Source organism: Parafrankia colletiae, from assembly GCF_001854655.1.
GTDB lineage: Bacteria > Actinomycetota > Actinomycetes > Frankiales > Frankiaceae > Parafrankia > Parafrankia colletiae.
The window spans coordinates 191,573-216,256 of sequence record NZ_MBLM01000003.1 but is presented as its reverse complement, the minus strand read 5'-3'; the positions used below and the strand labels follow the sequence as shown (position 1 = coordinate 216,256).

The following is a 24,684-nucleotide window of genomic DNA, read 5'->3' as shown; positions in this document are numbered from 1 at the left end:
CGGGGACGTCGACGAACTGGGAGCTGGTGGGTGGTCCTGGTGCGCAGTTCGTGGTGACGGCGGACCGTTTGTACTCCCTTACGCCCGACCAGCAGGGCGTGTACCTGTACTCCGGGTCCGGCACGGACTGGATTCGCATCGGCGGGCCCGCCCGGAGCATCGCCCCCGGCTCGTAGCCGGGCCGGCTGTTCTGGACCTTGCCGAGCCACCTGGTGCGCGCGGCGGCGGCCGGCCTCGGGCCGAGTGGTCGAATGGGTCGAAGGGCCGAGGCCGGCGATCTACGCATAAAGCGGTTAGTTGCTCTACGCTAAATAGTTGGGGGCTTCGGATCTGGTCCTGGCCTTGGTCGTCCGCGGGCCGGCTGTCAGGTCGGCGGCGCAGGGGCGCACAGCTGCAGTCAGCCCGGGAGGTGGTCCGGATGGCCGAACTGACCATGCGCCGCAAGTTCGCCGTGCTGGCGATCTGCTCGATGAGCCTGCTCATCGTCGGGCTCGACATCACGATCGTGAACATCGCGCTGCCCTCGCTGCAGCGTGACTTCGACGCGTCGCCGGCCGGGCTCCAGTGGAGCATCGACAGCTACACCATCGTCCTGGCCAGCCTGCTCATGCTCGCCGGTTCCGCAGGGGACAGGCTTGGCCGCCGGAAGGTGTTCCAGACCGGGCTGGTGCTGTTCACGCTGGGCTCCCTGCTGTGCAGCCTCGCGCCCGGGCTCGGCTGGCTGGTGGCCTTCCGCATGGTCCAGGCCGTCGGCGGCTCGATGCTCAATCCGGTGGCGATGTCGATCATCACCAACACGTTCACCGATCCTCGCGAGCGCGCGCGGGCCATCGGCGTGTGGGGCGCGGTGGTGGGCATCAGCATGGCGTTGGGCCCGGTGCTGGGCGGGGTTCTGGTCGAGTGGGTGAACTGGCGCGCGATCTTCTGGATCAACATCCCGTTCGGCCTRCTCGCGCTGGTGCTGGCGCGGCTGTTCGTCCCCGAGTCGCGGGCCGCGCGACCGCGTCGGCTCGACCCTGTCGGCCAGCTGCTGGTGATCACGGCGCTCGCCACGCTGACCTACTCGCTCATCGCGGCTCCCGAGGCGGGCTGGACGTCGGCCCGCACCCTGGTTCTGTTCTCGGTCGCCGGTATCGCGACGGTGCTGCTGGTGCGCTATGAGTCCCGCCGGGCCGAGCCGTTGCTGGACGTCCACCTCTTCCGCGTCCCGTCGTTCTCGGGTGCGACGGCCACGGCGGTCTGCGTGTTCGGTGCCCTCGGCGGGGCGCTRCTCCTYAACACGATCTACCTGCAGGATGTCCGCGGTTACTCGCCGTTGCACGCCGGCCTTGTGACCCTGCCGATGGCCGTGGCCATCATCATCGGCGCGCCCCTGTCCGGACGGGCGGTGGCGCGGTTCGGCCCGCGGCCGTCCCTGCTCGCCGCCGGGGTCGGGCTCACCGCCGGCAGCCTGGTGATGACTGTGTTCGACGCCGGAACCTCGACCGGTGTGCTCGTCGTCGCCTACGTCCTGTTCGGGACGGGCTTCGGGCTGGTGAACGCGCCGATCACGAACACGGCGGTGTCCGGGATGCCGGTGGAGCAGGCAGGGGTCGCCGCGGCGGTGGCCTCGACCAGCCGTCAGGTGGGCCAGTCGCTGGGTGTCGCGCTGATCGGTTCGGTCGCCGCCGTGACGGCTGCGGCGACGGCGGGCGCGGCCGGGGGAGGGCCGGTGATCATGATCGATTCCACCGGCGCGGCGGGTCGGTGGGTGGTCGTCGCCGCCTGTGCGGCCGCCCTCATCCTGGGCCTCACGACGGCGCCTCGCTCCGGGCGGGGCGGTGCCGCCGCCGCTGCTTCCGCCGCCGGTGCTGCGTCAGCCGGTGTTGCGCAGGCCGGCCGCGATGCCGTTGATGGTGAGGAGCAGGCCACGGCGCAGCCGGGGGTCGGCGCCGTCGCCGGCGGCGCGGGTGCGGGCCAGCAGGGAGACCTGCAGGGCGTGCAGCGGGGCGAGGTAGGCATCCCGGACCTGCAGGGTGTGGCGCAGCACCGGCGCGGTCTGCAGTAGCTCGTCCTGACCGGTGACGGTGAGCACCTCGCGCACGGTGCGCTCGTGCTCGGCCCGGATGACGTCGAACAGGCCGGCACGTGCCGGGTCGACGAGCGTTGACACGTAGCGCCGCGCGATCGCCAGATCCGACTTCGCCAGGGTCATCTGGACGTTGCCGAGGAACGTCCGGAAGAAGTGCCACGACCGGTACATCTCGGCCAGCTCGTCCCCGGCGCCGGCGGCGCGGGCCGCGGCCAGGCCGGAGCCGACCCCGAACCAGCCGGGCAGCAGGATCCGCGACTGCGTCCAGCCGAACACCCAGGGGATGGCCCGCAGGTCGGCGAGCCCGCCGGTGCCGCCGGGCCGGCGGGCCGGGCGGGAGCCGATGTTGAGGTTGCCCAGCTCCTCGACCGGGGTCGCGGCCAGGAAGAACGGTACGAGCTCCGGCTCTGCCACCAGCGACCGGTAGGTGTCGCGGGCGGCGTCCGCCACGGCGGTCATCGTCCCGTCCCAGCCGAGGAGGACCCGTTCGGACTGCCGCGACGTCCGGTGCAGGATGGAGGCCTCGACCACCGCCGACAGCGCGATCTCCAGGTTCTGCCGGGCGAGGCGCGGCAGGATGTACTTGTCCGAGATCACCTCGCCCTGCTCGGTGACCTTGATCGGTCCGTCCAGGGTGCCGTACGGCTGGGCGAGGATCGCCTCGCCGGACGGCCCGCCGCCGCGGCCGACCGACCCGCCGCGGCCGTGGAACAGCCGCAGCACGACCCCGTGGGCGCGGGCGGTGTCCCGCAGCTCGCGCTGCGCCTTGTGGATCTCCCACTGGGAGGCGGTGATGCCGGCGTCCTTGGACGAGTCCGAGTAGCCGAGCATGACCTCCTGCACGTCGCCGCGCGCCGCGACGAGCGCACGGTAGGACGGATCGGCGAGCAGCCGGTCGAGCAGGGCGCCCGCCGCCCGCAGCTCGGTGACGGTCTCGAACAGCGGCACGAACCCGATCCGTGCCCAGGCCCCGCCGGTTCCGCTGGTTCCGCCGGGGGCGCCCAGGCCGACGAGGCCCGCCTCGCGGGCGAGCACCACGACGGCCAGGATGTCGTCGACCCCGCGCGTCATCGACACGATGTAGCTTTCGATGACCCCGTCGCCGTAGCGGTCGAGTGCCTGGCGGACGGTGGTGAGCAGCTCGAACGTCCGCGCGGCCCGCTCCGGCAGCGGCGGCGGTACGGCGCCGAGCAGCGGCCGGCGCCCGGCGAGCTCGGTGGAGAGCAGGGTGAGGCGGGCCGCGCGGTCCAGGTCCCGGTAGCGGACGTCGAGCTCGCCGAGGTGATCGTAGATCGCGCTGAGGGCCGCGTGGTGGGCGTCGGCGTGCTCGCGGATGTCCAGCGTCGCCAGCGACAGCCCGACGGTGTTCGCGGTCCGGATCGCGCGCAGCAGCGGCCCGTCGGCGACCAGCCCGCCGTTGCCGGCCGCCAGAGAGACCCGCATGAGCTCCAGCTCGTCCACCAGCTCGGTGATCCGTAGGTAGTCCCGCCCGGGGACGTGCGGGGTGCCGGCGGCGAGCCGTGCCCGGGTGCCGGCCAGCCGGGCCAGGATGTAGCTGCACCGCAGCCGGTAGGGCTCCTCCGCGTTGAGCCGGATGAACCGGTCGTACACCTCGGGCAGCGCTGCCCGGTCGGCTGCGAGCGCGGCGCGCAGGTCCGCGTTGATCTCCCCGACCACCCGGGTGGAGGCGGTCAGCTCCCGGATCAGCCGGTCGACGGTGGCGGTGAGGACACGGATGCCGAACTCGTGCTGGAGGTTGAGCACCTCCAGGGTCACCGCGGGCGTGACGTTGGGGTTCCCGTCGCGGTCACCGCCGGCCCAGGTCCCGAAGGCCAGCGGCCGGGCGGTGGCGGGCAGGTCGACGCCGATGCGGGCGAGCGCGGTGTCGAGGTCCTCCAGCAGGTCCCCCACGACCTCGGTGGCGATCGACTCCAGGTAGTAGGTGGCTGCCCGTGCCTCGTCCGTCGGCTCGGGCCGCTCGATCCGAAGCTCGTCGGTCTGCCAGAGGACGTCCACCAGTTCGGCGAGCCGCCGGGCGAGGCGCTCGTCGTCGGCGGCGGGGCGGCGCGGGTCGTCGGACGCGTCCAGCAGGTCGGCGATGCCGCGCAGCGTGTCCAGGACGGACCGGCGGCTGGCCTCGGTGGGATGCGCGGTGAACACCGGGCGCAGCTGCAGGCGCCCCATCACCTCGCCGGGCAGGCCCGGGTTCAGCGTGCCGTCGGCGACCGCGGCGGCGATCCGGTCGGCGAGGGTGTGCAGCCGGCCGCGCGGCCGGTCGGAGATCTCCCGGGCGCGGTGCAGCTGCTCGGTGATGTTGGCGAGCTGGAAGTAGGCGGCGAACGCCCGGGCCAGCAGGATCGCCTGCGGCGCGTCAACCTCGTCGAGGACGGCGGCGAGCTCGGCGCCGCCGTCCTCGCTACGGGCCAGCATCCGCACCCGTTCGACCAGGGTGAACAGGTCTTCGCCCTCGTAGCGGGTGAGTGACTCGCCGAGCAGAATGCCCAGCCGCCGCACACCGGCGCGGACCGCCGCGTGCCGGGCGCCCGAGGCGACGCCGCCGGAGAAACCGCCAGGATCCTGGGACGTGCCTGGTGGGGGCGTCAAGGTGATCCTCTCAGACGAGGAGGAGCACGGCAGGGGTGAGGAAGACCGCCGCGGCGCCGAGGTAGGCGGCGCCGGGCAGCCAGATCGGTACCTCGGGCGGGTCGAGGAGACGGGAGATCCGCGCGACGACCGGCGTCCGCACCGGCTCGGGCCGGGCCGTGTCGGGTCGCGTTCCGCCGGGTTTCGCACCGCCGGAACGCGCCGCGCCGGGCCGGTCGCCCGCGATGGCGATCATCGTGGCGACGATGCGACTGGCGCCTCCGATCACCCCCAGTGTCGCCGGCGAGTCGGGGACGGGGCGTGGTCCGGTCACCCCGAGGGCACCGGACGGGACGGGGGCGCGGGTGACCCCGAGCCGGGCGAGTGCGCGGGCCAGCGTCCGCCCGCTGGTGCGCCGGGCGGCGGCGTCGTCCGCGAGCATCTCGACGAGCAGTGACACCGCGGCCGTCGCCTCCCGGGCCGGACGCAGGAAGGGGAAGGTGCGCTCCCAGGCGACGAACGGCTGGATGACCAGGTCATGACGCCCGTTCACATGCGCCTCCTCATGGGCGAGGACGGCGTCCAGCTCCTCCGGGGTCAGTGTCCGCAGCAGTCCCTCGGAGACGACGACCCGCGCGTGGCGCACGCCGGGCACGCAGTAGGCGACGGCGAGCGGGTGGTCCAGGATCCGCAGCCGGGCGCCGGTCCGCTCCCGGTGCTCGCACAGCCGGCATCCTTCGACCGGCTGGTCGCCCTCGCCGGCGCGGTCGCCCTCACCGGCCGGGCCGGCACCGTCAGCCCGGCCGCCGTGGTCTGGCCGGGTGGCGGGGTTGGACTGGGTGGCGAGGTTGGACGGGGCACCGCGGTCTCGGGGAGTGGACCTGGTGCTGTGACGGCGGTGGCGGTGGCCGGCGAGGTCGACGAGGTGCCGGTGCCGGTGCCGGTCGCGCAGGGTGGCGGCGGTCGAGACGCACAGCACGCCGAACAGGCGGGCTGCCAGCGCGGCGGCGATGGCGAGGCCGAGGAGGTTCGTCCGGCCCAGCCCGACGAGGGGCTCACCGGCCGCGAGGTTGGCGGCATGGTCGGCGACCGCGGACGGGATGCCCTGGGACAGCGGCGCCACGGTGAACGCGACCGCGGCGAGAAGAGCGGACACCCCGCCGGCGAGCCCGATCGCCTGCCATAGCACGATGGCGGCCCGCGGGCACCGGTACGGCCATCGGGCGGAGGCCAGTATGCGTGGGACTGGCCAGGCCAGAGCACACGCGAACAGGGCGAGAAGGACCGCGGTCGTCATGTCCCGCCAGACGCTACCGCTCGGGCGCCCGCAGCGGCGGTGCTGGCGGACGGCGCGCGGAGGCCGGAAGACCGAACCTGCTGGCCCGGGTCTTTCGGACCCCGCGCAGGGTGACGTCGGTGACGTCCGGTAGCCCCCTGACGGTGGTCGTGTGGCCGGGGCCGAAGGTCACGGTGCGGTGGCGGGGTCGTCGCCCGGGGCGCCGGTGCTGTCGTCAGCGGCTGCCGCGGCCGAGCCGTCGTGGGCTGCGGTGCCCGAGGTATCGGTGCCCGGAGTGCCGGCCTCGGCGGTGTCGCCGCCGGTGGACTGCGGGCCGGTGGAGTCCGCCCCGGCCGGCTCCAGCGCACGGCGCAGGATCTCGGCCTCCTCGGCGGACACCGAGCCGACGAAACGGACCAGTGCGGAGCCCCGGTCGTCGGCGGTGCCGAGCGCTTCCAGCATCGCCTCGGCGACGACGGTCTCGCGGCTGTCCGCGGCGGCGTAGCGGTGGGCGCGTGCGGCCCGCTGGCGCCGGACGAAGCCCTTGCGCTCCAAGCGCTCCAGCACTGTCAGAACGGTGGTGTAGGCGAGGTCGCGCTCATGGTCGAGCCGGGCCGCCACGTCGCGCGCGGTCAGCCAGTCGTCCGCGGACCACAGGACGTCCATGACAGACCGTTCCAGGTCACCCAGGCGTGCCATGACACCGATCCTACGCCGCGTAGAAGTTCTTGCCCGCAAGTTCGGTGAGGTCGATCGATCTCGTGGTGCGGTCGTTCGATCTCACAAGGAAAAATCTTCTACTCAACGTAGAATGTTCTACGTAATGTAGAAGAACGCGACGGGCGTGCTGCCGCCCACGGTGGAGGAGGTCCAGATGGTCCAAGCCGCCGAAGTGCTCTCCCACGTCGCGGCGCTCGCGCAGACCGGAGACCTGAACCCGGCCAGCGCGACGTCCACCGRCCTGGCCCGTGGGCAGACCGCCATCTCCCTGGCGTTCCACATCTGCTTCGCGGTGTTCGGTGTCGGGATGCCGTGGCTGCTCCTGTACGTCGAGGGGCGGTGGGTGCGCACCCGGGACCCGGTCTGGCTGGCGCTGACCCGCAAGTGGTCCAGGGCCTTCGCGGTCCTGTTCGCCGTCGGCGCCGTCTCCGGGACGGCCCTGTCCTTCGAGTTCGGGCTGCTGTGGCCGGCCTTCATGGCCCGGTACGGCGGTGTGCTGGGACTGTCGTTCACGCTGGAGGGCTTCGCGTTCTTCACCGAGGCGATCTTCATCGGCATGTACCTCTACGGCTGGAAGCGCCTCTCGCCACGTGYGCACTGGCTCACGCTGTGGCCGATCGCCATCGCCGGCACGTTCTCGACTCTCTTCATCATCACGGCCAACGCCTGGATGAACACCCCCGGTCACGTCACAGAGGTCGATGGCAAGGTCGTTTCGGCAGAGCCGTTCGCCCCGTTCCTGGCCGCGACCGCGCCGCATCAGCTCATCCACATGCTGCTGGCTGCGATGATGTGCACCGGCGGCCTCGTCGCGGGTGTGTACGCGGTCGGCATGCTGCGTGGCCGGCGCGACGCGTATCACCAGCGCGGACTGCGCATCGGTCTGACCGTCCTGCTCGTCTGTGCCCCTCTGCAGCTGATCGTCGGTGACTGGGCCGCCCGCGTGGTCGGCAACGAGCAGCCGATCAAGCTCGCGGCGATGGAGGGCCTCGGTCACACCACGACCCACGCCCCACTGACCCTCGGCGGGATCTACGACGAGCAGACCGGCGAGGTCCGGCACGGCATCGAGATCCCCAACCTGCTGTCGTTGATGCAGGGCTTCAGTGCCGACAAGGAGATCATCGGCCTGGCCGCCGTCCCACCGGAGGAACGGCCGAACGCGCTGCTGGTGCACCTGGCCTTCAACGTGATGGTCGGGCTCGGCATGGCCCTGATCGCGCTGTCGGCCGCCGTCGGGTTCGTCGTCCTGCTCCGCCGCCGCCGCGGGCAACGACCGCTGGTGCCCACCGGGAGACCGTGGCTGTGGGCCGCCGCCGCGTCGGGACCGGCGTCCGTGCTGGCGATGATGGCCGGCTGGGAGGTCACCGAGGGCGGCCGCCAGCCCTGGATCGTCTACGGCCGGATGCGGGTGGACGAGGCGGTGACGACCAGCTCGGGCATGCCGGCGATCTTCGCCGGCACGGTGCTGCTCTACCTGGGCCTCGCGACCGCCCTGATCCTCATCCTGCGCCGGATGGCGACCGGCGGACCGGAGCTCGGCGGGTCCGTCGGCGAGGCCACGCAGGCGCCGGACATCCCGGACGCCCGCCCCGCACCCGACCAGCCGGCCCCGAACCTGCCCGCCTCCGCCTCCGCGGGTGACGGGAGCGGGAACGGCACCGGGACCGACCCGTCCGGACGCGAGGAGGACACCCGATGACCGCCGCCGACCTGCTCGCCGTCGTGATGGTGCTCGGACTCACCGCCTACGCCCTCACCGGGGGTGCGGACTTCGGCGGCGGCGTCTGGGACCTGCTGGCCCGGGGCCGGGACGCCGCCGACCAGCGCCGGCTGGTCTCCGCCGCGCTCGGGCCGATCTGGGAGGCGAACCACGTCTGGCTGATCTTCGTTGTGGTGATGATGTTCAGCGGCTTCCCGGAGGCCTTCGGAATCGTCGGCTCCACGCTGGAGATCCCGCTGATCTGCGCGCTCGCCGGGATCGTGCTGCGCGGGGCCGCCTACGTCTACCGGTCCTACGGTTCCGGCGCCGCCGGGCCGGACCACTGGTGGGGCCACGTCTTCGCCGTCTCGTCCGCGATCACACCGGTCGCGCTGGGGGTCGCCGGCGCCGCGCTGGTCACCGGCGACGTCGCCGAGGGCGCGCCGCTGACCCCGGTGACCAGCGCGTTCGGACTCGTCTGCGGTGTCTTCGCGCTCGCCGCAACGGCGTTCCTCGCCGCCGTCTACCTGTGCCGCGACGCGGCCGCCAGCCCGGAGACGGAGCACCTGGTGCCGGGCCTGCGCCGGCGTGCGCTCGGCAGCGCCGTGGCCTGCGGGCTGCTGGCCGCGGTGCTGCTGCCGCTGCTGTGGTCCGAGGCGCCGGTGGTCGCCGATCGGTTCGCGGACCGCTCGGTGCCGTTCGTCGTCCTCTCGGCCATCGGCGGGGTGACCTCGCTGGTGGCGCTGTGGCAGCACCGCTTCACTGCCGCGCGGGTGACGGCGGGCATCGCCGTCGCCGGAGTGCTGTGGGGATGGGCTGCCGCGCAGTACCCCGACCTTGTCGTGGGCCGGGCCACGGTCGACTCGGCCGCCGCGCCGGAAGCCAACATCGTCGCGATGCTGATCGCGGTCTGCTGCGGGCTGGTCGTGTTGGTGCCGTCGCTGTGGATGCTGTTCCGGCTGTTCGCGAACCCGGAGCCCGAGGCGGAAGCCGAAGCCAGGTCCTGACCCCGCCGGCCCGCCCGCCGACCCGCGGGCCCGCCGAGGGCCGAGCCATACCGGCCCGGGAGCCGCCCGTACTGCCAGGGCGGTCTCCCGGGCCTCCGCCTGTGTCCGGTGCGACCCGTCCTGGCACGACTACCTTCGACGGGTGACGAGGGCCGGTTCTGGGAACAGCCAGGCGGACAGCACCGCCGTGCCGGCGGCGGACGGGCGTGAGTCGCCGTCCGATGCCCGCGGCCGCCCGCCGGGCGAACTGTCGGGCGGATTGCCGGGCGGATTGCCGGGAGGGCTGCCTGCCGGGGCGCCCGGTCGCCGGTTGCTGCGCAACGAGGTGCTGCTGGTTCTGGGCGTCTCGTTCGGGGCGTCCGGCCTGTTCGCGCTGATCCGCTATGTCGGCGTGCTCACCGCCGACCAGTCGGTGCGGTCACAGGTCGCGCGGCTGAACTCGTCCGCCGCGCCCGGTCGCCCCTGGCTGGACCTCGCCCTGCAGGTCGCCTCGATCGTCACCGCGCTCGTGCCGGTGTTCCTCGTCGTCCACCTGCTGGGCAGGCATGGCGGCGGCGCGGGTGCCATCGGGCTGGACCGGCGCCGCCCGCGTGCGGACACCGCCTGGGGTGCGGCGCTGGCCGCGGCCGTCGGCGGGACCGGGCTGGCCTTCTATCTGGTCGCCTGGCACAGCGGCGCGAACCTCACGGTCGCCCCGTCGAACCTGCCGGACGTCTGGTGGCGGATCCCGGTGCTGATCGCCTCGGCGGCCGAGAACGGCCTGGCGGAGGAGGTGGTGGTCGCCGGCTACCTGCTGGTGCGCCTGCGCGAGCTGGGATGGGGCGCCAACCGGGCCCTGCTCGCCAGCGCGCTGCTGCGCGGCTCCTACCACCTGTACCAGGGGCTCGGCGGGTTCGCCGGCAACGTCGCGATGGGCCTGCTGTTCGGGCGGATCTTTCAGCGCACCGGCCGGGTGCTACCGCTGGTGATCGCCCACACACTTATCGACACGGTAGCGTTCGTCGGATATGTGACACTGGCCGGAAAGGTCTCGTGGATTCCGGTTCCGCGGTAATGTGCTGCCGGCACTAGGTTAACAATAGGCAAACAACGATCGTTCTGTCGTGTGCTGGCGGTGTCCCTCCGTCGTGCCCCCAGCCCCCGGGCCTGCCTGGCGACCGGCGAACGAGGGCGTGTCCCGTATGGGGAAGGGGCTGGCATGGGTTCAGTTCGCGAGATCGAGCGCAAGTACTCAGTGGACCCGGGGTTCGTTCTTCCCCGGCTGGCGGACGTGCCCGGAGTAGCCACGGCGCGCACCCGCCGGGCCGTCACGCTCGAAGCCGTCTACTACGACACCGACGACCTGCGGCTGGCCCGCAACCGCATCACGCTGCGCCGGCGCACCGGCGGGGCCGACGCCGGCTGGCACCTCAAACTGCCGGTCGCCCCCGGCACCCGCGACGAGATCCAGCGGCCGCTGGGCGGCGCCGGCCCGGTGCCGGAGGAGCTCGCCGACCTCGTCACCGTGCACCTGCGCGGCGCCGAGCTGCGCCCCGTCGCCCGCCTGGTCACGCTGCGCACGGCCCGTCGCCTGCGCGACGCCGCCGGCGCCGACCTGGCCGAGGTCGTCGACGACCAGGTCTCCGCCACCACGATGGGCTCCACGATGGTCGCCCAGAAATGGCGCGAGATCGAGGTCGAGCTCGGCAGCGGCGCCCCCGGCCTGCTCGACGACGTCGAACAGGTGCTGCTGTCCGCCGGCGCGGACCGGTCGGCCTCGTCGTCCAAACTGGCGCAGGTGCTCGGCCCCGCCCTCGACGCGGCGGCCGGTCCGGACGTCCCGGCGCCCCCCCGGAAGCTGCGCCGGGGCACCCCGGCCGGCACCGTCATCCGTGCCTATCTCATCGCGCAGGTCGAGGCGCTGCTGGCTACCGACCCGCGGGTCCGCCTGGACGCCCCGGACGCCGTTCACCGCATGCGGGTCGCCTGCCGCCGCACCCGCAGCACGCTGCGGACCTTCGCCCCCTTCTTCCCGGCCGATCTCGTCAGCCACCTCGACGGGGAGCTGCGGGACCTGGCCGGCGCACTGTCCGCCGCGCGCGACGCCGAGGTCCAGATCGCCTACTTCGCCGAGCGGCTCGACGCGGTCCCCGCCGACCTGGTCCGCGGGGACGTCACGACGGCGATCAGCGGGCATCTCGCCGCCGACCAGACCGCCGCGCGGGAGCAGGCCCTCGCGATGCTGCGCAGCGAGCGGTACCTGACGCTCGTGCGGGACCTGCTCGCGCTCGTCAACAGCCCGTTGGTGGGGAAGGCGCGCAAGCCCGCGGAGAAGGCCCTGCCCGGCCTGCTGCGCGAGGCCGACCGCCGGCTGAGCCGAAAGGTGTCCCGGGCCGCCGCGCTGCCCGTCGGCACCGAGCGGGACGAGCTGCTGCACTCCGCCCGCAAGCAGGCGAAGCGGCTGCGCTACGCGGCCGAGGCGGTCGGCCCGGTCTACGGCGCGTCGGCGGCCGCGTTCGCCCGGCTGGCGGAGGAGATGCAGGAGCTGCTCGGCACCCATCAGGACGCGACGATCGCCCGGGACCTGCTGCAGGACTGGGGTGTGCGGGCCCAGGTGGCGGGCGAGTCGTCGGCCTTCACCCTCGGTGTGCTGTACGGGCTGGAGGAGCACCGGGCGCGCACCGCGGAACGGGACTTCTTCGACCTGTGGCCGGCCGCCTCCGCGCGCCACCACCGCCGCTGGTTCGGCTGACCGAGAGGTTGGTTCGGCCGACCGAGCGGCTGGTCCGGACGGCCGAGCCCCCCGGTCCGGACGGCTGAGCTGCTGAAACTRCCGATCGCATCACCCCGTGCACGCGGTGTCGTGCACGGGGCGTCGGGCATGCGGTGTCAGCGGGGTCGTGTGCGAACCGCGCCGGGAAGGCCCTCGGCGCGCGAGCGTCCTCGGCCGTGCGTGCCTGTGCGTGCCCGTGTCATGAGCGCCGTGTCGTCCAGTGCGCGGTGCCCTCGTCGACGAGGAGATGCCCGATGACCGCTCCCGAAGCTCTTCCCACCACCCGGCTCGGCCGGACTGACATGGACGTCACCCGGGTCGGCTTCGGTGCCTGGGCCATCGGCGGGGCTGACTGGGCGTTCGGCTGGGGCCCCCAGGACGACGCCGAGGCCGTCGAGGCGATCCGGGCGGCGGTGCGGGCCGGGGTCAACTGGATCGACACCGCCGCGGTCTACGGCCTCGGCCACTCCGAGGAGCTGGTCGGCCGGGCGCTGGCGGACCTCCCTGAGGACGAGCGCCCGTATGTCTTCACGAAGTGCGGCCTCGCCTGGGATGTGAACGACCCCACTCGCCGACCGGCCCGGGTCGGTGCACCGGACTCGATCCGTGCCGAGGCGGACGCCTCGCTGCGACGGCTGCGGGTCGAGCGCATCGACCTCTACCAGCTCCACTGGCCGCCGGAGGACGGCGCGTCGGTCGCGGACGCGGTGGGCACCCTCCACGAGCTCCGGGTCGCCGGCAAGATCCGGGCGGTGGGTGTGTCGAACCTTTCGGTGAGCCAGCTGGAGGAGGCGGCCACGGTGGGCGGCACCGACGTCCTGCAGCCGCCGTTCTCGCTCGTCAACCGGCAGGCCGCGGCCGACCTGCTGCCGTACTGCGCGCTGCGCGACATCGGGGTGATCGTCTACAGCCCGATGCAGTCGGGGCTGCTGAGTGGCCGGTGGACGCCCGAGCGGACCGCCTCGCTGCCGGCGGGCGACTGGCGCCGGGAAGCCGCCGAGTTCAACCCGCCCGCGCTGGACCGGAACCTGGCCCTGGTCGAGGCGCTCCGCCCGGTCGCGGACCGGCACGACACGACCGTCGCCACGGTCGCCGTGGCCTGGACATTGTCCTTCGACGGAGTGACCGCCGCCATCGTCGGGGCTCGTCGCCCCGACCAGATCGACGCCTGGCTGCCCGCGGCCGGTGGGGTTACCCTCACCGCCGTCGATCTTGACGAGATTGCGGCTGCGATCGAGCGTTTCGGCGCGGGGGAGGGGCCCGCGCGGCAGAGCCCGGCCCTGCCCGGTAGTGCCCTTGTGTGAGACGCGGGGGGTGTTACTTCGGCAGCCCGAAGTAGCGTTCAACTGGCCGCTCGGCTTCGGTGCGGTGGACTGTGAGACACCGGGGCGACGCAGTGGATGTTCGCAATGCCGAGCCGTGAAGTGGACTTCTTCTGCTGGAGGACTCCCGTCCGGGGCCGCATCCGTGTAGCGTCAGGCGTGGCCGGTGTTCGTCGGTTCGTGGCTCAACCGAGACACAGCGGAACAACGCGGCGGCGAATCGCATCGCCGACGCGGTTAGGCCCGGGGCCCGCGCGGTGCGGGTCCTGACTGCACCAGCAGGGAGAACGGCACGTGGCTCAGGGCACGGTGAAATGGTTCAACTCGGAGAAGGGCTTCGGCTTCATCTCCGTGGACGGCGGCGGGTCTGACGTCTTCGTCCACTACAGCGCAATCGTGATGGACGGCTACAAGGCACTCGAGGAGGGCCAGCGGGTCGAGTTCCAGGTGACCCAGGGCCAGAAGGGCCCGCAGGCCGACGCCGTCCGCGTCGTCTGAGCCACGAGTAGCAGTAGAACCAGAGTTGGGCAGCCCGTTCGTCGGATCACCCCGGGGAGCGGGCTGTCCGCTTTTCACGGGCTGTGCGCCCGCGGTCTGTCTGGATCTGTCCGGTGCTGCCCTGCCTGTGCCTTCTGTGTGGCGGGTCGGGCATTCACCGGAACGTGGCCGGCGCGCGATCTGTCGCGGTGATCGTGTCGGCGGAACGAGCATGTTCCGCTAACACGATCCGGGCTGATCTGGTCACAGGATTTGGATGCGACCTGCCCGCCAACGAATGGCGGGTGGGCTTCGTTCCCGGGTAGGTGCGTGCTTTTGTTGATCCGCTCCAAGTATCTCTCTGATTACCCGGATCCGTAAAAGCTGATGCCTGGAATGTGTCCGGGCGGAAATACCGCGCCGCTCATGTCGCGCCGGCTGTGTTCCGTGCTGTGTCAGGTCGTGTTCCGCGGCAGAAGCACGGCCGGGTCCGCGCGGTCGGTGGCATCGGCGCGTGCGCCCGGAGAGTGACCCTGCACGGTCGGCCCGGCCAACACCGTGGCCCGGCTGCGCCTGTGCCGCATGTGGTTAACGGCTGTTCATAGTCCGGTTAGTGGCTGGCTATCGCCTGGCTGGCCGGCGGCAATCACGCGCTCTGGTTCGCCTCGTACCGAGGCCGGCGCCGTGACCGTCGGGACCGCGTCGTGCGGGACAGGGCAGCCAGCTGCCCTGTCCCTGCGCCTGCCCCACCCCGGACTCAGCCGCCGGCGAGAAACTCGGCGATCTGCAGGGTGTTGAGGGCCGCGCCCTTGCGCAGGTTGTCCCCGCAGACGAACAGAGCGACCTCGTACGGATCGTCCGGCGACTGCCGGATACGCCCGACCCAGGTCGGGTCCGTGCCCACCACATCCGCCGGGGTCGGGAACTCGCCCGCGGACGGATCATCCAGCACCGCCACGCCCGGCGCCGACGCCAGCACGTCCCGCGCCTGCCCGGCGGTGACCGGCTGGCTGAACCGCGCGTGCACCGCCACCGCGTGTGTGGTGACCACCGGAACCCGCACGCAGGTCGCGGAGACCCGCAGCCCGGGCAGCCCGAGGATCTTCCGGGACTCGTTGCGGATCTTGAGCTCCTCGGAGGACCAGCCGCCGTCCTTCAGCGAGCCGGCCCACGGCACCACGTTCAGCGCCAACGGGGCCGGGAACGGCCCGAGGCCTTCCTCCCCGACGGCCTTGCGCACGTCGCCGGCGGTCTGCCCCAGCTCCCGGGTGCCGCCGACCAGCTCCAGCTGGGCGTAGAGAGTGTCGATGCCGGACTGCCCGGCGCCGCTCGCCGCCTGGTAGGACGTGGCGACGAGCGACTCCAGGCCGAAGGCCCGGTGCAGCGCGCCGACCGCGACGATCATCGACAGCGTCGTGCAGTTCGGGTTCGCGATGATGCCACGCGGCCGGTCCGCGACCGCGTCGGCGTTCACTTCCGGGACGACGAGGGGCACGTCCGGGTCCATGCGGAAGGCGCCGGAGTTGTCCACCGCGACCGCGCCCCGCGCGGCGGCGACCGGAGCCCACTGCGCGGACACCTCGTCCGGGACGTCGAAGACGGCGATGTCGACACCGTCGAACACCTCCGGGGCCAGCGCCTGGACCGGCACGTCCTCGCCGCGCACGCGCAGCGTGCGGCCGGCCGAACGGGCGGAGGCCACCAGCCGGATCTCGCCCCACACGTCCGGGCGTTCGGTCAGCAGCGCGAGCATCACCGTGCCCACCGCCCCGGTCGCTCCCACCACGGCCAGCGTGGGGCGCTGGGGGATGTCGCTCATGTCCTGCCTCCGGTACTCGTCCTGCGTGCCCTGCTCGTTCTGCGTGCCTGCTCGTCCTGCTGTGCTCGCCCGTGCTGTCGGGTTCGCCCCCCGCCGGGGCGAACCCGGCCGGTGCCGCCGCCCTGCGGTGCGGACCCGCTCAGCGGCCCGTGCCGGCGTACACGACGGCGCTCTCGTCCGGGTCGCCCAGTTCGAAGGCGGCATGGACGGCGCGGACCGCCACCGGCAGGTCCGTGTCACGCACGACCACCGAGATCCGGATCTCGGACGTCGAGATGATCTCTACGTTGACGCCGGCGTCGGCGAGGGACCCGAAGAACCGGGCGGACACGCCTGGATGCGACTTCATCCCGGCGCCGATCAGCGACAGCTTGCCGATGTGGTCGTCGTAGAGGGTGCGGTCGAAGCCGATCTGGCTGTGGACCTTCTCCAGCGCGGCGAGCGCGGTCTTCCCCTGGGTCTTCGGCAGGGTGAAGGAGATGTCCGTCCGCCCGGAACCGGCCACCGAGCCGACCTGGACGATCATGTCGAGGTTGACGTCGGCGTCGGCGACGGCACGGAACACCGCGGCGGCCACGCCCGGCTTGTCCGGGCAGCCCACGACGGTCACCWTCGCCTCGCTCAGGTCGTGCGCGACACCGCGGATGATGGCCTGTTCCACGAGCTGTGCCTCCGGAGTCTCGATGACCCACGTGCCCGGCTTCGACGAGAACGAGGACCGGACGTGCACGGGGACGCTGTACCGGCGGGCGTACTCGACGCACCGCAGCATGAGGACCTTCGCCCCGCAGGCCGCCATCTCCAGCATCTCCTCGTAGGAGATCCGGTCGATGCGGCGGGCATCCGGGACGATGCGCGGATCGGCGCTGTACACGCCGTCCACGTCGGTGTAGATCTCGCAGACGTCGGCCTCCAGCGCGGCGGYGAGCGCCACGGCGGTGGTGTCGGAACCGCCCCGCCCCAGCGTGGTGATGTCCTTCGTGTCCTGGCTGACGCCCTGGAACCCGGCGACGATGGCGATGGCACCCTCGTCCAGCGCGGTGCGGATGCGGCCCGGGGTGACGTCGATGATGCGGGCCCTGCCGTGCACCGAGTCGGTGATCACACCGGCCTGGGAGCCGGTGAAGGAGCGCGCCTCGGCGCCCAGCTTGGTGATCGCCATCGCGAGCAGGGCCATCGAGATCCGCTCGCCGGCGGTGAGCAGCATGTCCAGCTCGCGGGCCGGCGGGAGCGGGCTCACCTGCTCGGCGAGGTCGAGCAGATCGTCGGTGGTGTCACCCATCGCGCTGACGACGACCACCACGTCGTTGCCGGCCCGGCGTGTCTCCACCATCCGTTCGGCCACCCGCTTGATGCGATCAGCGTCCGCGACCGAGGATCCGCCGAACTTCGCGACCAGGAGCGCCATGGGTGCCAGATTACCGAGACCGACGACACTTCCGCGCGGTTGCGAACCGTGACAGCGGTCCCTGGTCGTCCCCCGGGCCACCTGCTGCCCGGACCGCGGGCCATCTCGCGCCGTACCCCGGGTGGCACGTGTGTCATCCGACCGACCGCCTGCCCGTCGGGTTCACGTTCGTGTGCAAGGGTGGCACGAGAAGTGACCGTGTTGGCCCGATGGTCCTCACCGTGGAGGATCGTCGGTGTAGAGGGATCCTTCAGGAAGGACATTCGTCATGGCGATCAGCCTTGCCAAGGGCGGCAACGTCAGCCTCACGAAGCAGGCCGCCGAGGCGGGAACCGGAGCGCTGACCGCGCTCACCGTCGGGCTCGGGTGGGACGCCCGGACCACGACCGGCACCGACTTCGACCTCGACGCCTCCGCCATCGGCGTCAAGAGTGACGGGAAGGTGCTGTCCGACGGGCATTTCATCTTCTTCAACAACATGAAGAGCCCGGAGGGTGCCATCTCGCTCACCGGTGACAACACCACCGGCGCCGGCGAGGGCGACGACGAGTCCATCAACATCGACCTGGGGCTGGTCCCGGCCGAGATCGACAAGATCGTCGTTCCGGTGTCGATCTACGACGCGGCGAACCGGGCCCAGAACTTCGGCCAGGTGCGCAACGCCTACATCCGCGTGGTGGACCAGGCCGGCGCCGAGCTCGTCCGCTACGACCTCTCCGAGGACTACTCCGTCGAGACGGTCGTGATCTTCGGCGAGGTGTACCGCAACGGGGCGGACTGGAAGTTCCGCGCCGTCGGCCAGGGGCACAACGACCTCGGCGGCCTCGCTCGTGACCACGGCGTGAACGTCTGACAGCCGGTTCCGCACCTTCCTGATCCCCCTGATCCCCCCGGGCCTGCGGGCTCTGCGGATCGTCCGGCCTCGGGGCGCCCGGATGCCCTGGGCGCCCGTACGGGTCGCTGGGCGCTCGGGCGTCCGGTCGGGGACGACCGGGCCGGCCTGGCGCTGCCGTGGTCCCTGCCCGGGGCCCGGCGCACGGGGGTGAGTGATCGATGTTGGCCTGGCAGGTGGCCACCCCGGGGCCGATGGCCTCGGGCCCGCTGCGAGCGGTGGATCGCCCGGTGCCCGAACCCGGGCCCGGCCAGGTCCGGCTGAAGGTGGCCGCGTGCGGCGTGTGCCGGACGGATCTGCACCTCGCCGAGGGCGATCTCGCCCCGCGCCGCCCTCACACTGTGCCCGGCCATGAGGTCGTCGGCTACGTCGACGCGATCGGCCCGGTCCTCGCCGACGAGGCCGGTACGCCTGGCCCGCCCAGCGGGTCAGGAGGGGCCGGCGCGGCCGGGGTGGCAGGTGGGGTGCAGCCCGCGGTCCGGCTGGGTGACCGGCTCGGCATCGCCTGGCTCGCCGGCACCGACGGGACATGTGCCTTCTGCCGTCGCGGGGCCGAGAACCTCTGCCCCGCATCGGTCTACACCGGCTGGGACGTCGACGGAGGCTACGCGCAGTACGCCGTCGTGGACGCCGCCTACGCCTACCCGCTGCCGGCCGGGTACAGCGACGGTGAGCTCGCCCCGCTGCTGTGCGCGGGGATCGTCGGCTACCGGGCGCTGCTACGGGCGGATCTGCCGCCCGGCGGCCGGCTCGGTATCTACGGGTTCGGCGCGTCCGCCCACCTCGCGGCCCAGGTGGCGCTCGCCCAGGGCGCGACCGTCCACGTCATGACCCGCTCCGAGCGGGCCCGGCAGCTCGCCCTCGAGCTCGGCGCCGCCTCGGTGACCGGCGCCTATGGCAGCCCGCCCGAGCCGCTCGACGCCGCCGTCCTGTTCGCTCCCGTCGGCGATCTCGTCCCGGCCGCGCTGGCGGCGCTGGACCGCGGCGGGACGCTGTCGATCGCCGGGATCCACCTGACCGACATCCCGCCCCTGAACTACCAGCGTCACCTGTTCCAGGAGCGGACGGTGCGCAGCACGACAGCCAACACCCGGGCCGACGGCCAGGAGTTCCTGGCCGTCGCCGCCCGGCACCGGCTGGCGGTCACCGTGACCCCGTACCCGCTGGCCGCGGCGGACCAGGCCCTCGGCGATCTGGCCCGGGACCGCGTCGACGGCGCCGCCGTCCTGTTCCCAGACGGCGGCTGAGCTCCCCTGGCCGGCGGGTCGGTCAGGGGACGAGGCGGTAGAAGCGGAAGAAGTCGTGCTCGACCGGCAGCGTCGAGGTGGCGCTGAACCCGGCCAGCTCGGCGTACCCGGCCAGGGTTGCCGGGCGCATCACCGTGCCGGTTCCGACCGACGGCTGCCGGGACATGCCGTCCGGCAGGCACCCGGTCAGCGAGTAGCCGTAGAGCAGCCGCTCCAGCTCGCTGCCGGGCGCCTGGAAGGTCTCGGCGCACCGCTCGTCCATGACGATCATGCTGCCGCCGTCGGTGAGCAGGCGGCGGGCCGCGTCGAGTACCGCGACCGGGTCCGGCATGTCGTGGACGCACTCGAAGGCGAAGACGAGGTCGTAGCTGCCCGCGCCGTCGCCGTCCGCGAGGTCGGCGGCGTCGATGTCGGCGAAGGTCACCCGGTCAGCCACACCGAAGCCGGCGGCGTTGCGCTCGGCGAGACGGATCGCGACGGTGTCCGGGTCGAACCCGTCCACCGTCACGCCCGGGTAGGCGCGGGCGATGGCGACAGCGGACCAGCCCGCGCCGCAGCCGATGTCCGCGACCCGGGCCCCGGCGGTCAGCACGGCGTGCACCTCGGGGGCGCTTGGCAGCAGCTCCTGGCACAGCGCGGAGAGGAACATCGGGCGGTTCATCGCGGCCTGGGCCTCCCGGGCATCCGCGCCGAAGTGCTCCCAGCTGACTCCGCCGCCTGTCCGGTAGGCCGTGACGATCTCGCCGAGCTGCCGGCCCGCGCCGGCGACGAACCGCGCGAACGGTGCCAGGTAGTTCAGGCTGTCGACGTCGGTGAGTACCTCCGCGTGGCCGCTGGGGAGCAGGTAGCGGCGGGACAGAGCGTCCGCGTCGCCGGTGCCGGTGCCGGTGCCGGAGTCCGAGTCCGAGTCGGAGTCGCTGGCCTGGTCGGTCACCGGCGCCTGCACCGTGAGATAGCCGCAGACGGCCTGGTGCTCGAGCCACTCGCGGGCGTACCGCTCCGCGCTGCCGGTCGCCGCCGCCAGCTCGGTGGAGGTGAGCGGTCCGCCGGCGGCGAGGGCGGTGTAGTAGCCGAGCCTGTCGCCGAGGTAGAGCGCCTGGATCTCCTGCGCTCCGAGCACGGCGTCGAAGACCCGCTGTGCGAAGTCCGCGACGGTCATGCCTGTGCCTGTGCCGGTGCCTGTGGCGGGGCTGCCCGCCGCCGGGCCGGTGCTGACTGTCATGGTCACTCGTCTCCCTTGATCCGCGAGATCCGCTGCTGTCGCTGAGCGCCATCTGTGTGCTCTCGCGTGCTCTCGTCCTGTCGCTCTCGTCCTGTCAACCAGAGTGCGGACGGAGGTTGCAGCAGCGCTGCGGTCGGCTTGCAGGCTCCATGCCCATCCGGTTGCGCGGGGATCGCGCGCCGGCGGCGCCGTGYGCGGCGTGCGCGGCGTGCATCGCGCGCATGGCGCCTGGGGTGTGTGTCCGGCGTGTGACGAGTTGTTGCCGCGTGTGCCTCCTATGATCGGTTGCGTGCGCGTGCGCCTGCTGGGCCCGGTGGACGTCGTGGACGGAGCCGGGAGAACGATCGTCATCGGCAGCCCGACGCAGCGGCTGCTGCTTGCCGTGCTGGGCTCCCGCCCGGGGGACGTGGTCCCCCCGTCGCGGCTGGTCGACGCGGTGTGGGGGGAGTGCCCGCCGCCGTCCGCCGATGCGACGCTGCGTTCGTACATCTCGCGGCTGCGGCGCATTCTCGGGGACGCGCTGCCGACCCGTCCCGGCGGCTGGTCGTTGCATCTTGCCCCGGAGCAGATCGACATCGCGGTGTTCGACCGACTGGTCAGGCTCTCCCGCGAGCTGCCCGACGCCGCGGAGCGGCTCGCCGTCCTGGACGATGCCCTCGCCCTCTGGCGGGGCCCCGCCTTCGGCGAGCTGACCGACGACCCGGTGCTGCGGCCCGTCGCGGTGCGCCTCGCCGAGGCCCGGGACGCGGCGCGTGAGTCCCGGGCCGCGCTGCTGCTGCACGCCGGGTATCCCGCCGACGCGGTGGGCGCCGCGGAGGAAGTGCTCGCCGAACTCCCGTGGCGCGAGTCGGCCTGGGTGACGCTGGTCGAGGCGCTGTGCCGGACGGGGCGTGCGGCCGACGCGGCCGCCGCCTACCGCCGGGCGCACGAGGCCCTGGCCGGCGCGGGCCTGGAACCGGGCCCCGCGCTGCGCGCCGCGCAGGCCACGGCGCTCGCCGCGGGGAGCGGCAGCAGCCCGGCGCCGCCGGGGGCGGCCCCGGCGCCGTCCGAGTCCCCGGCGGCGCCGCCGCGGGCGCGGCGGTTCCGCCGGCCCGTCACGTCCCTGTGGGGGAGGGCCGCCGATCTGGCCGCGGTGAGCGACCTGCTCGGTTCGGCACGCCTCGTCACGCTGTTCGGGCCGGGCGGGGTCGGTAAGACCCGGCTGGCGCTGCATCTCGCTGACGGCCTCGCCGAGCGGTTCGCGCACGGCGTCCGCCTGATCGAGCTGGCGACCGTCGGTGATCCGGGCGCCGTCGCCGCCGTGGTCGCCGACGGGTTCGGGGTACGCGGGACGGACAGCGACGTCGCCGCCGCGCTCGAGGCCGTAGCGGACCTCGACGCGCTGGTGATCCTGGACAACTGTGAGCATGTCGTCGCCGAGGCGGCGGCCGTCGCGGCCGCGCTGGTCGAGGGCGGCAGCGGTGTGCGGGTCCTGGCCACGAGCCGTGAGTTGCTCGGCGTCGACGGTGAGCACTGCTGGCCGGTGCGCCCGCTGCGGGTCGACGGGCCCGAGGCACCCGCGCTCGCCCTGTTCTGGGACCGGGTCAACGCGGCGCGACCCGCAGCGGTGCGGCCGGCAGCGGGGTGGGCGGCAGCGGCGCGGGAGGCGGACCGGGCGGCGGCTGAGCGCATCGTCCGTCGATTGGACGGCCTGCCGCTCGGCATCGAGATGGCGGCGGCGCGCAGCGCCGCGATGTCGCTGCCCGACCTCGCTGATCGTCTCGACAGCCATCTCGGCCTGCTCCGGGACAGCCGCCGTGGCGGCGCGGCTCGGCACCGCACCCTCGCCGACGTCGTGGGCTGGTCGGCCTCGATGCTGGACCGGCCGCACCGGGCAATGCTGCGGACCATGGGCGTGTTCGCCGGCCCGGTTGTCGCCACGGACGTCGCCGGGCTCGCCGGGCTGAGCGAGACAGCGGCCCTGGACCTGCTCGACGCGCTGGTCGCGCGCTCGCTGGTGGCCGCGGATCCGTCCACCAGCCCGACCCGCTACTCGTTACTGGACATCATCCGCGACTATGCGCGGCGCCAGCTCGGGGGGGCGGACGACGAGCTGTTCACGGCGCACGCGCGGCACATCCTCGCCGAGCTGCGCGCCGCCGACCTGCTCCTGCGGACGCCGCAGGAGGCCGAGGGCCACCAGAGGATGGCCGCCCTGCTCGCCGAGGCACGGGCGGCCCAGAGCTGGGCGCTGGCGAACGACCCGCCGCTGGCGGTCGAGATCGCGGCAGCCCTGCACGTGTTCGCGATGTCGCGGCTGCGGATCGAGCCGCTGGCCGCCGCGGTCGAGCTGGTCCGGGTGTTCGGGCTGCACCCGCCGACCGGCGCGGAGGTGCACAGCCTGGCGGGCCTGGTCGCCGACCTGACGGCGGGACTGGCCCCGGGGGTCGCCGCCGGTGCGCTGTCGACCGTGCTGGCGACCGCCGCGGCCTGGTACGTCAGTGCCGGCGATCTGGAGACAGCCGAGGCGTGCGCCCAGCGCGGCCGGCTGATCGCCGGCGACGCCCCGGAACGCCGGTTCGCCCTCGAACTGCTCAGCGACATCGCCTCGTACCGCGGCCGGATCGGTGAGGCGGTGGACCACGGCTGGGAGCTGATAGCGGCATCCCGGTCCTGCGGCGACTGCCACACCGAGGTCGCCGGACTGCTCAACATCATGCTCGCCCACGCGTATGCCGGGAACGCCGAGGCCGGCCGCGCCGTGAGCACCCAGACTCCGGAGGGACCGCTGGCCCCGTCCGATCTCGGCTGGCTGGCCTACGGCGAGGCCGAGCTCATCCTCGACCGCGATCCGGCCCGCTGTCTGGGGCTGCTGGACCGTGCGATCGCCCTGGCCGACGGGGCCGGCAACGCCTTCCTGGGTGGGGTCGCCCGGGTCTCGGCGGTGTCCGTCCGGGCGCGGTGCGCGGATCCGGTCGAGGCGGTCGAGGCGTTCGCGCAGGTGCTGCAGGACTGGCGCGAACAGCACGCCCTCACCCACCTGTTGACCACGTTACGCAACCTCGTTGTGCTCTTCCAACGCCTGGACCGGCCGCGGGCGGCGGCCCGGCTGCTCGGCGCCGTGACGGCACGGGCAAGCAAGCCCAGCTTCGGTGCGGAGGCGGCGATGCTGTCGGCCGTGGGCAACTGGGTCGACGATGTTCTCGGATTCGAGGCCGCCGCGCGGGAGCGGGCGCACGGGACGGGCCTGAGTCCGGATGCGGCCGCCGCAATGGCCCTGGACGACCTCGCGGAGGTCGCCAGCGCCTCGCGACCGGCCGGTCCGGGCTGCCCCGACCGCGTGGCAGACACCGTCCAGCCGGGTGGTGAGCCAACTGGCCCGGGCCGCCCGGAGAGCCGCTCAGTGTGAACGCGCGGCCAGCAGGCGCAGGGTGAGCGTGCCCGCGACCGTGAGCGCCGCCGCGGTCGCGACCTCCCGTGGCAGACGGTGCCGGGCCTCGTTCTGGATCGCCTCGTGGAACCGGTCGAAGCGGGCCGGCCAGGGACTCGACCCGACGAAGTAGCGGCCGACCTTGTCGGTGTCCGGCAGGCAGGCGCCGACCATCCCGGCGAACACGCCTACCCGGCGGTCAGCCGGGGCCATCGCGGTGAGCAGCGCCATCTCCGCGAGGCCGGCGACGCCGTCCTTGCGGGCGATCGGCAGCCATTCGGGCTCGGTGCCGGGCCCGGTGCCCCAGTGCGGCATCGCGTCCATGACGAGGTGGGACAGGAAGCCGAGGGCCAGTGCCGGTCCCGGTTTCCGTGTGGCCATGCCGACAAACGCCCCGGCACCGACATGGGAACTGATGATCATGGCGGACGGCTCCTGCTCAGGTGATCGAGATCGGTCCTGGCCTGGACTACCAGGCATGGTTCCACCTTGTCCTCCGCCCGGCTGTCAGCCGCACCGGGGGTATCCCCCGCTCGGGGGGTGGGAGGTCGCCGATGTCCGTTCGTGGCTGGATGTCGATCCGTTGTTCTCCGGCAGGACCTCGGCCGGGGAATGTGTGCCCATAGGACTCCGGACAGTCCGCGCACCACGTAGCATCTGCATGCATAGCGCAGTGGTGCAGTGCCGGAGGCCGAACCTGTGGACGGCGCCGGCTCGCCTCCGTCGACGGGGTGTGACACATCGACCTGAATAAGCTGACTACCTGGGCAGATGCCA

16 protein-coding genes and 1 pseudogene are annotated in these 24,684 nt (G+C 73.0%); 10 read left to right on the top strand and 7 right to left on the bottom strand.

Annotated features, from left to right (window positions below; genetic code table 11):
- Positions 1 to 418: 418 nt before the first annotated feature.
- Positions 419 to 1,807 (top strand): annotated as a pseudogene (locus tag CC117_RS03235) (MFS transporter); the annotation flags it as partial.
- A gap of 48 nt (positions 1,808 to 1,855) precedes the next feature.
- Here CC117_RS03235 and ppc read toward each other — a convergent pair.
- The 3 genes from ppc to CC117_RS03220 all read right to left on the bottom strand — a co-directional run bounded on the left by ppc (position 1,856) and on the right by CC117_RS03220 (position 6,629).
- Positions 1,856 to 4,675 (bottom strand): phosphoenolpyruvate carboxylase, encoded by a 2,820-nt coding sequence (gene ppc / locus CC117_RS03230; protein WP_241829786.1) that lies wholly within the window; start codon positions 4,673 to 4,675, stop codon positions 1,856 to 1,858.
- A 10-nt stretch (positions 4,676 to 4,685) separates the two neighbouring features.
- Complete coding sequence (locus CC117_RS03225) at positions 4,686 to 5,951, bottom strand: M56 family metallopeptidase (protein WP_071082258.1); 1,266 nt, start codon at positions 5,949 to 5,951, stop codon at positions 4,686 to 4,688.
- A 168-nt stretch (positions 5,952 to 6,119) separates the two neighbouring features.
- On the bottom strand, positions 6,120 to 6,629 hold the full coding sequence (locus CC117_RS03220; protein WP_071082256.1) for a BlaI/MecI/CopY family transcriptional regulator: 510 nt from the start codon (positions 6,627 to 6,629) through the stop codon (positions 6,120 to 6,122).
- A gap of 175 nt (positions 6,630 to 6,804) precedes the next feature.
- On the opposite strand from CC117_RS03220, the gene CC117_RS03215 reads away from it, so the two are divergent.
- The 6 genes from CC117_RS03215 (at position 6,805) to CC117_RS03190 (ending at position 13,931) form a co-directional block, all read left to right on the top strand.
- Complete coding sequence (locus CC117_RS03215) at positions 6,805 to 8,352, top strand: cytochrome ubiquinol oxidase subunit I (protein ID WP_241829785.1); 1,548 nt, start codon at positions 6,805 to 6,807, stop codon at positions 8,350 to 8,352.
- Positions 8,349 to 9,359 carry a cytochrome d ubiquinol oxidase subunit II gene (locus CC117_RS03210; protein ID WP_071082252.1) on the top strand — a complete coding sequence of 337 codons (1,011 nt, stop codon included), beginning with the start codon at positions 8,349 to 8,351 and terminating at the stop codon, positions 9,357 to 9,359. The genes CC117_RS03215 and CC117_RS03210 overlap by 4 nt, the downstream gene beginning before the upstream one ends.
- A gap of 247 nt (positions 9,360 to 9,606) precedes the next feature.
- Entirely contained in the window at positions 9,607 to 10,413 is an 807-nt protein-coding gene (locus CC117_RS03205) for a CPBP family intramembrane glutamic endopeptidase (protein ID WP_071082291.1), read from the top strand.
- A 144-nt stretch (positions 10,414 to 10,557) separates the two neighbouring features.
- Entirely contained in the window at positions 10,558 to 12,090 is a 1,533-nt protein-coding gene (locus CC117_RS03200; RefSeq protein WP_071082251.1) for a CYTH and CHAD domain-containing protein, read from the top strand.
- 275 nt (positions 12,091 to 12,365) lie between these two features.
- Positions 12,366 to 13,415, top strand: a complete 1,050-nt coding sequence (locus CC117_RS03195; protein WP_071082250.1) for an aldo/keto reductase — start codon at positions 12,366 to 12,368, stop codon at positions 13,413 to 13,415.
- 312 nt (positions 13,416 to 13,727) lie between these two features.
- Positions 13,728 to 13,931 carry a cold-shock protein gene (locus CC117_RS03190; RefSeq protein ID WP_006540798.1) on the top strand — a complete coding sequence of 68 codons (204 nt, stop codon included), beginning with the start codon at positions 13,728 to 13,730 and terminating at the stop codon, positions 13,929 to 13,931.
- Positions 13,932 to 14,667: 736 nt separating this feature from the next.
- Here the strand turns inward: CC117_RS03190 and CC117_RS03185 are convergent.
- Positions 14,668 to 15,729, bottom strand: a complete 1,062-nt coding sequence (locus CC117_RS03185; protein ID WP_071082249.1) for an aspartate-semialdehyde dehydrogenase — start codon at positions 15,727 to 15,729, stop codon at positions 14,668 to 14,670.
- A gap of 139 nt (positions 15,730 to 15,868) precedes the next feature.
- Complete coding sequence (locus CC117_RS03180) at positions 15,869 to 17,137, bottom strand: aspartate kinase (RefSeq protein ID WP_071082248.1); 1,269 nt, start codon at positions 17,135 to 17,137, stop codon at positions 15,869 to 15,871.
- Positions 17,138 to 17,405: 268 nt separating this feature from the next.
- On the opposite strand from CC117_RS03180, the gene CC117_RS03175 reads away from it, so the two are divergent.
- Together CC117_RS03175 and CC117_RS03170 are read left to right on the top strand one after the other, a co-directional pair.
- The gene (locus CC117_RS03175; RefSeq protein ID WP_071082247.1) at positions 17,406 to 17,990 is read left to right on the top strand and encodes a TerD family protein; all 585 of its coding nucleotides are present in this window, start codon (positions 17,406 to 17,408) and stop codon (positions 17,988 to 17,990) included.
- Positions 17,991 to 18,190: 200 nt separating this feature from the next.
- Complete coding sequence (locus CC117_RS03170; RefSeq protein WP_071082245.1) at positions 18,191 to 19,276, top strand: zinc-dependent alcohol dehydrogenase family protein; 1,086 nt, start codon at positions 18,191 to 18,193, stop codon at positions 19,274 to 19,276.
- Positions 19,277 to 19,298: 22 nt separating this feature from the next.
- Here the strand turns inward: CC117_RS03170 and CC117_RS03165 are convergent, their stop codons facing one another.
- Entirely contained in the window at positions 19,299 to 20,498 is a 1,200-nt protein-coding gene (locus CC117_RS03165) for a class I SAM-dependent methyltransferase (RefSeq protein WP_116287686.1), read from the bottom strand.
- A 289-nt stretch (positions 20,499 to 20,787) separates the two neighbouring features.
- Here CC117_RS03165 and CC117_RS03160 point away from each other — a divergent pair, with 289 nt between their 5' ends.
- The gene (locus CC117_RS03160) at positions 20,788 to 23,886 is read left to right on the top strand and encodes an AfsR/SARP family transcriptional regulator (RefSeq protein WP_407673459.1); all 3,099 of its coding nucleotides are present in this window, start codon (positions 20,788 to 20,790) and stop codon (positions 23,884 to 23,886) included.
- Here CC117_RS03160 and CC117_RS03155 read toward each other — a convergent pair.
- Entirely contained in the window at positions 23,878 to 24,330 is a 453-nt protein-coding gene (locus CC117_RS03155) for a hypothetical protein (protein WP_071082244.1), read from the bottom strand. The two genes, CC117_RS03160 and CC117_RS03155, sit on opposite strands and share 9 nt — an antisense overlap.
- Positions 24,331 to 24,684: the final 354 nt, after the last annotated feature.

What these genes read in the sequence shown, in the direction of transcription:
- CC117_RS03225 (WP_071082258.1), bottom strand. Translation starts at nt 5,951, where the DNA reads ATGACGACCGCGGTCCTTCTCGCCCTGTTCGCGTGTGCTCTGGCCTGG.
- CC117_RS03220 (WP_071082256.1), bottom strand. Translation starts at nt 6,629, where the DNA reads ATGGCACGCCTGGGTGACCTGGAACGGTCTGTCATGGACGTCCTGTGG.
- CC117_RS03210 (WP_071082252.1), top strand. Translation starts at nt 8,349, where the DNA reads ATGACCGCCGCCGACCTGCTCGCCGTCGTGATGGTGCTCGGACTCACC.
- CC117_RS03200 (WP_071082251.1), top strand. Translation starts at nt 10,558, where the DNA reads ATGGGTTCAGTTCGCGAGATCGAGCGCAAGTACTCAGTGGACCCGGGG.
- CC117_RS03195 (WP_071082250.1), top strand. Translation starts at nt 12,366, where the DNA reads ATGACCGCTCCCGAAGCTCTTCCCACCACCCGGCTCGGCCGGACTGAC.
- CC117_RS03185 (WP_071082249.1), bottom strand. Translation starts at nt 15,729, where the DNA reads ATGAGCGACATCCCCCAGCGCCCCACGCTGGCCGTGGTGGGAGCGACC.
- CC117_RS03175 (WP_071082247.1), top strand. Translation starts at nt 17,406, where the DNA reads ATGGCGATCAGCCTTGCCAAGGGCGGCAACGTCAGCCTCACGAAGCAG.
- CC117_RS03170 (WP_071082245.1), top strand. Translation starts at nt 18,191, where the DNA reads ATGTTGGCCTGGCAGGTGGCCACCCCGGGGCCGATGGCCTCGGGCCCG.
- CC117_RS03165 (WP_116287686.1), bottom strand. Translation starts at nt 20,498, where the DNA reads ATGACAGTCAGCACCGGCCCGGCGGCGGGCAGCCCCGCCACAGGCACC.
- CC117_RS03155 (WP_071082244.1), bottom strand. Translation starts at nt 24,330, where the DNA reads ATGATCATCAGTTCCCATGTCGGTGCCGGGGCGTTTGTCGGCATGGCC.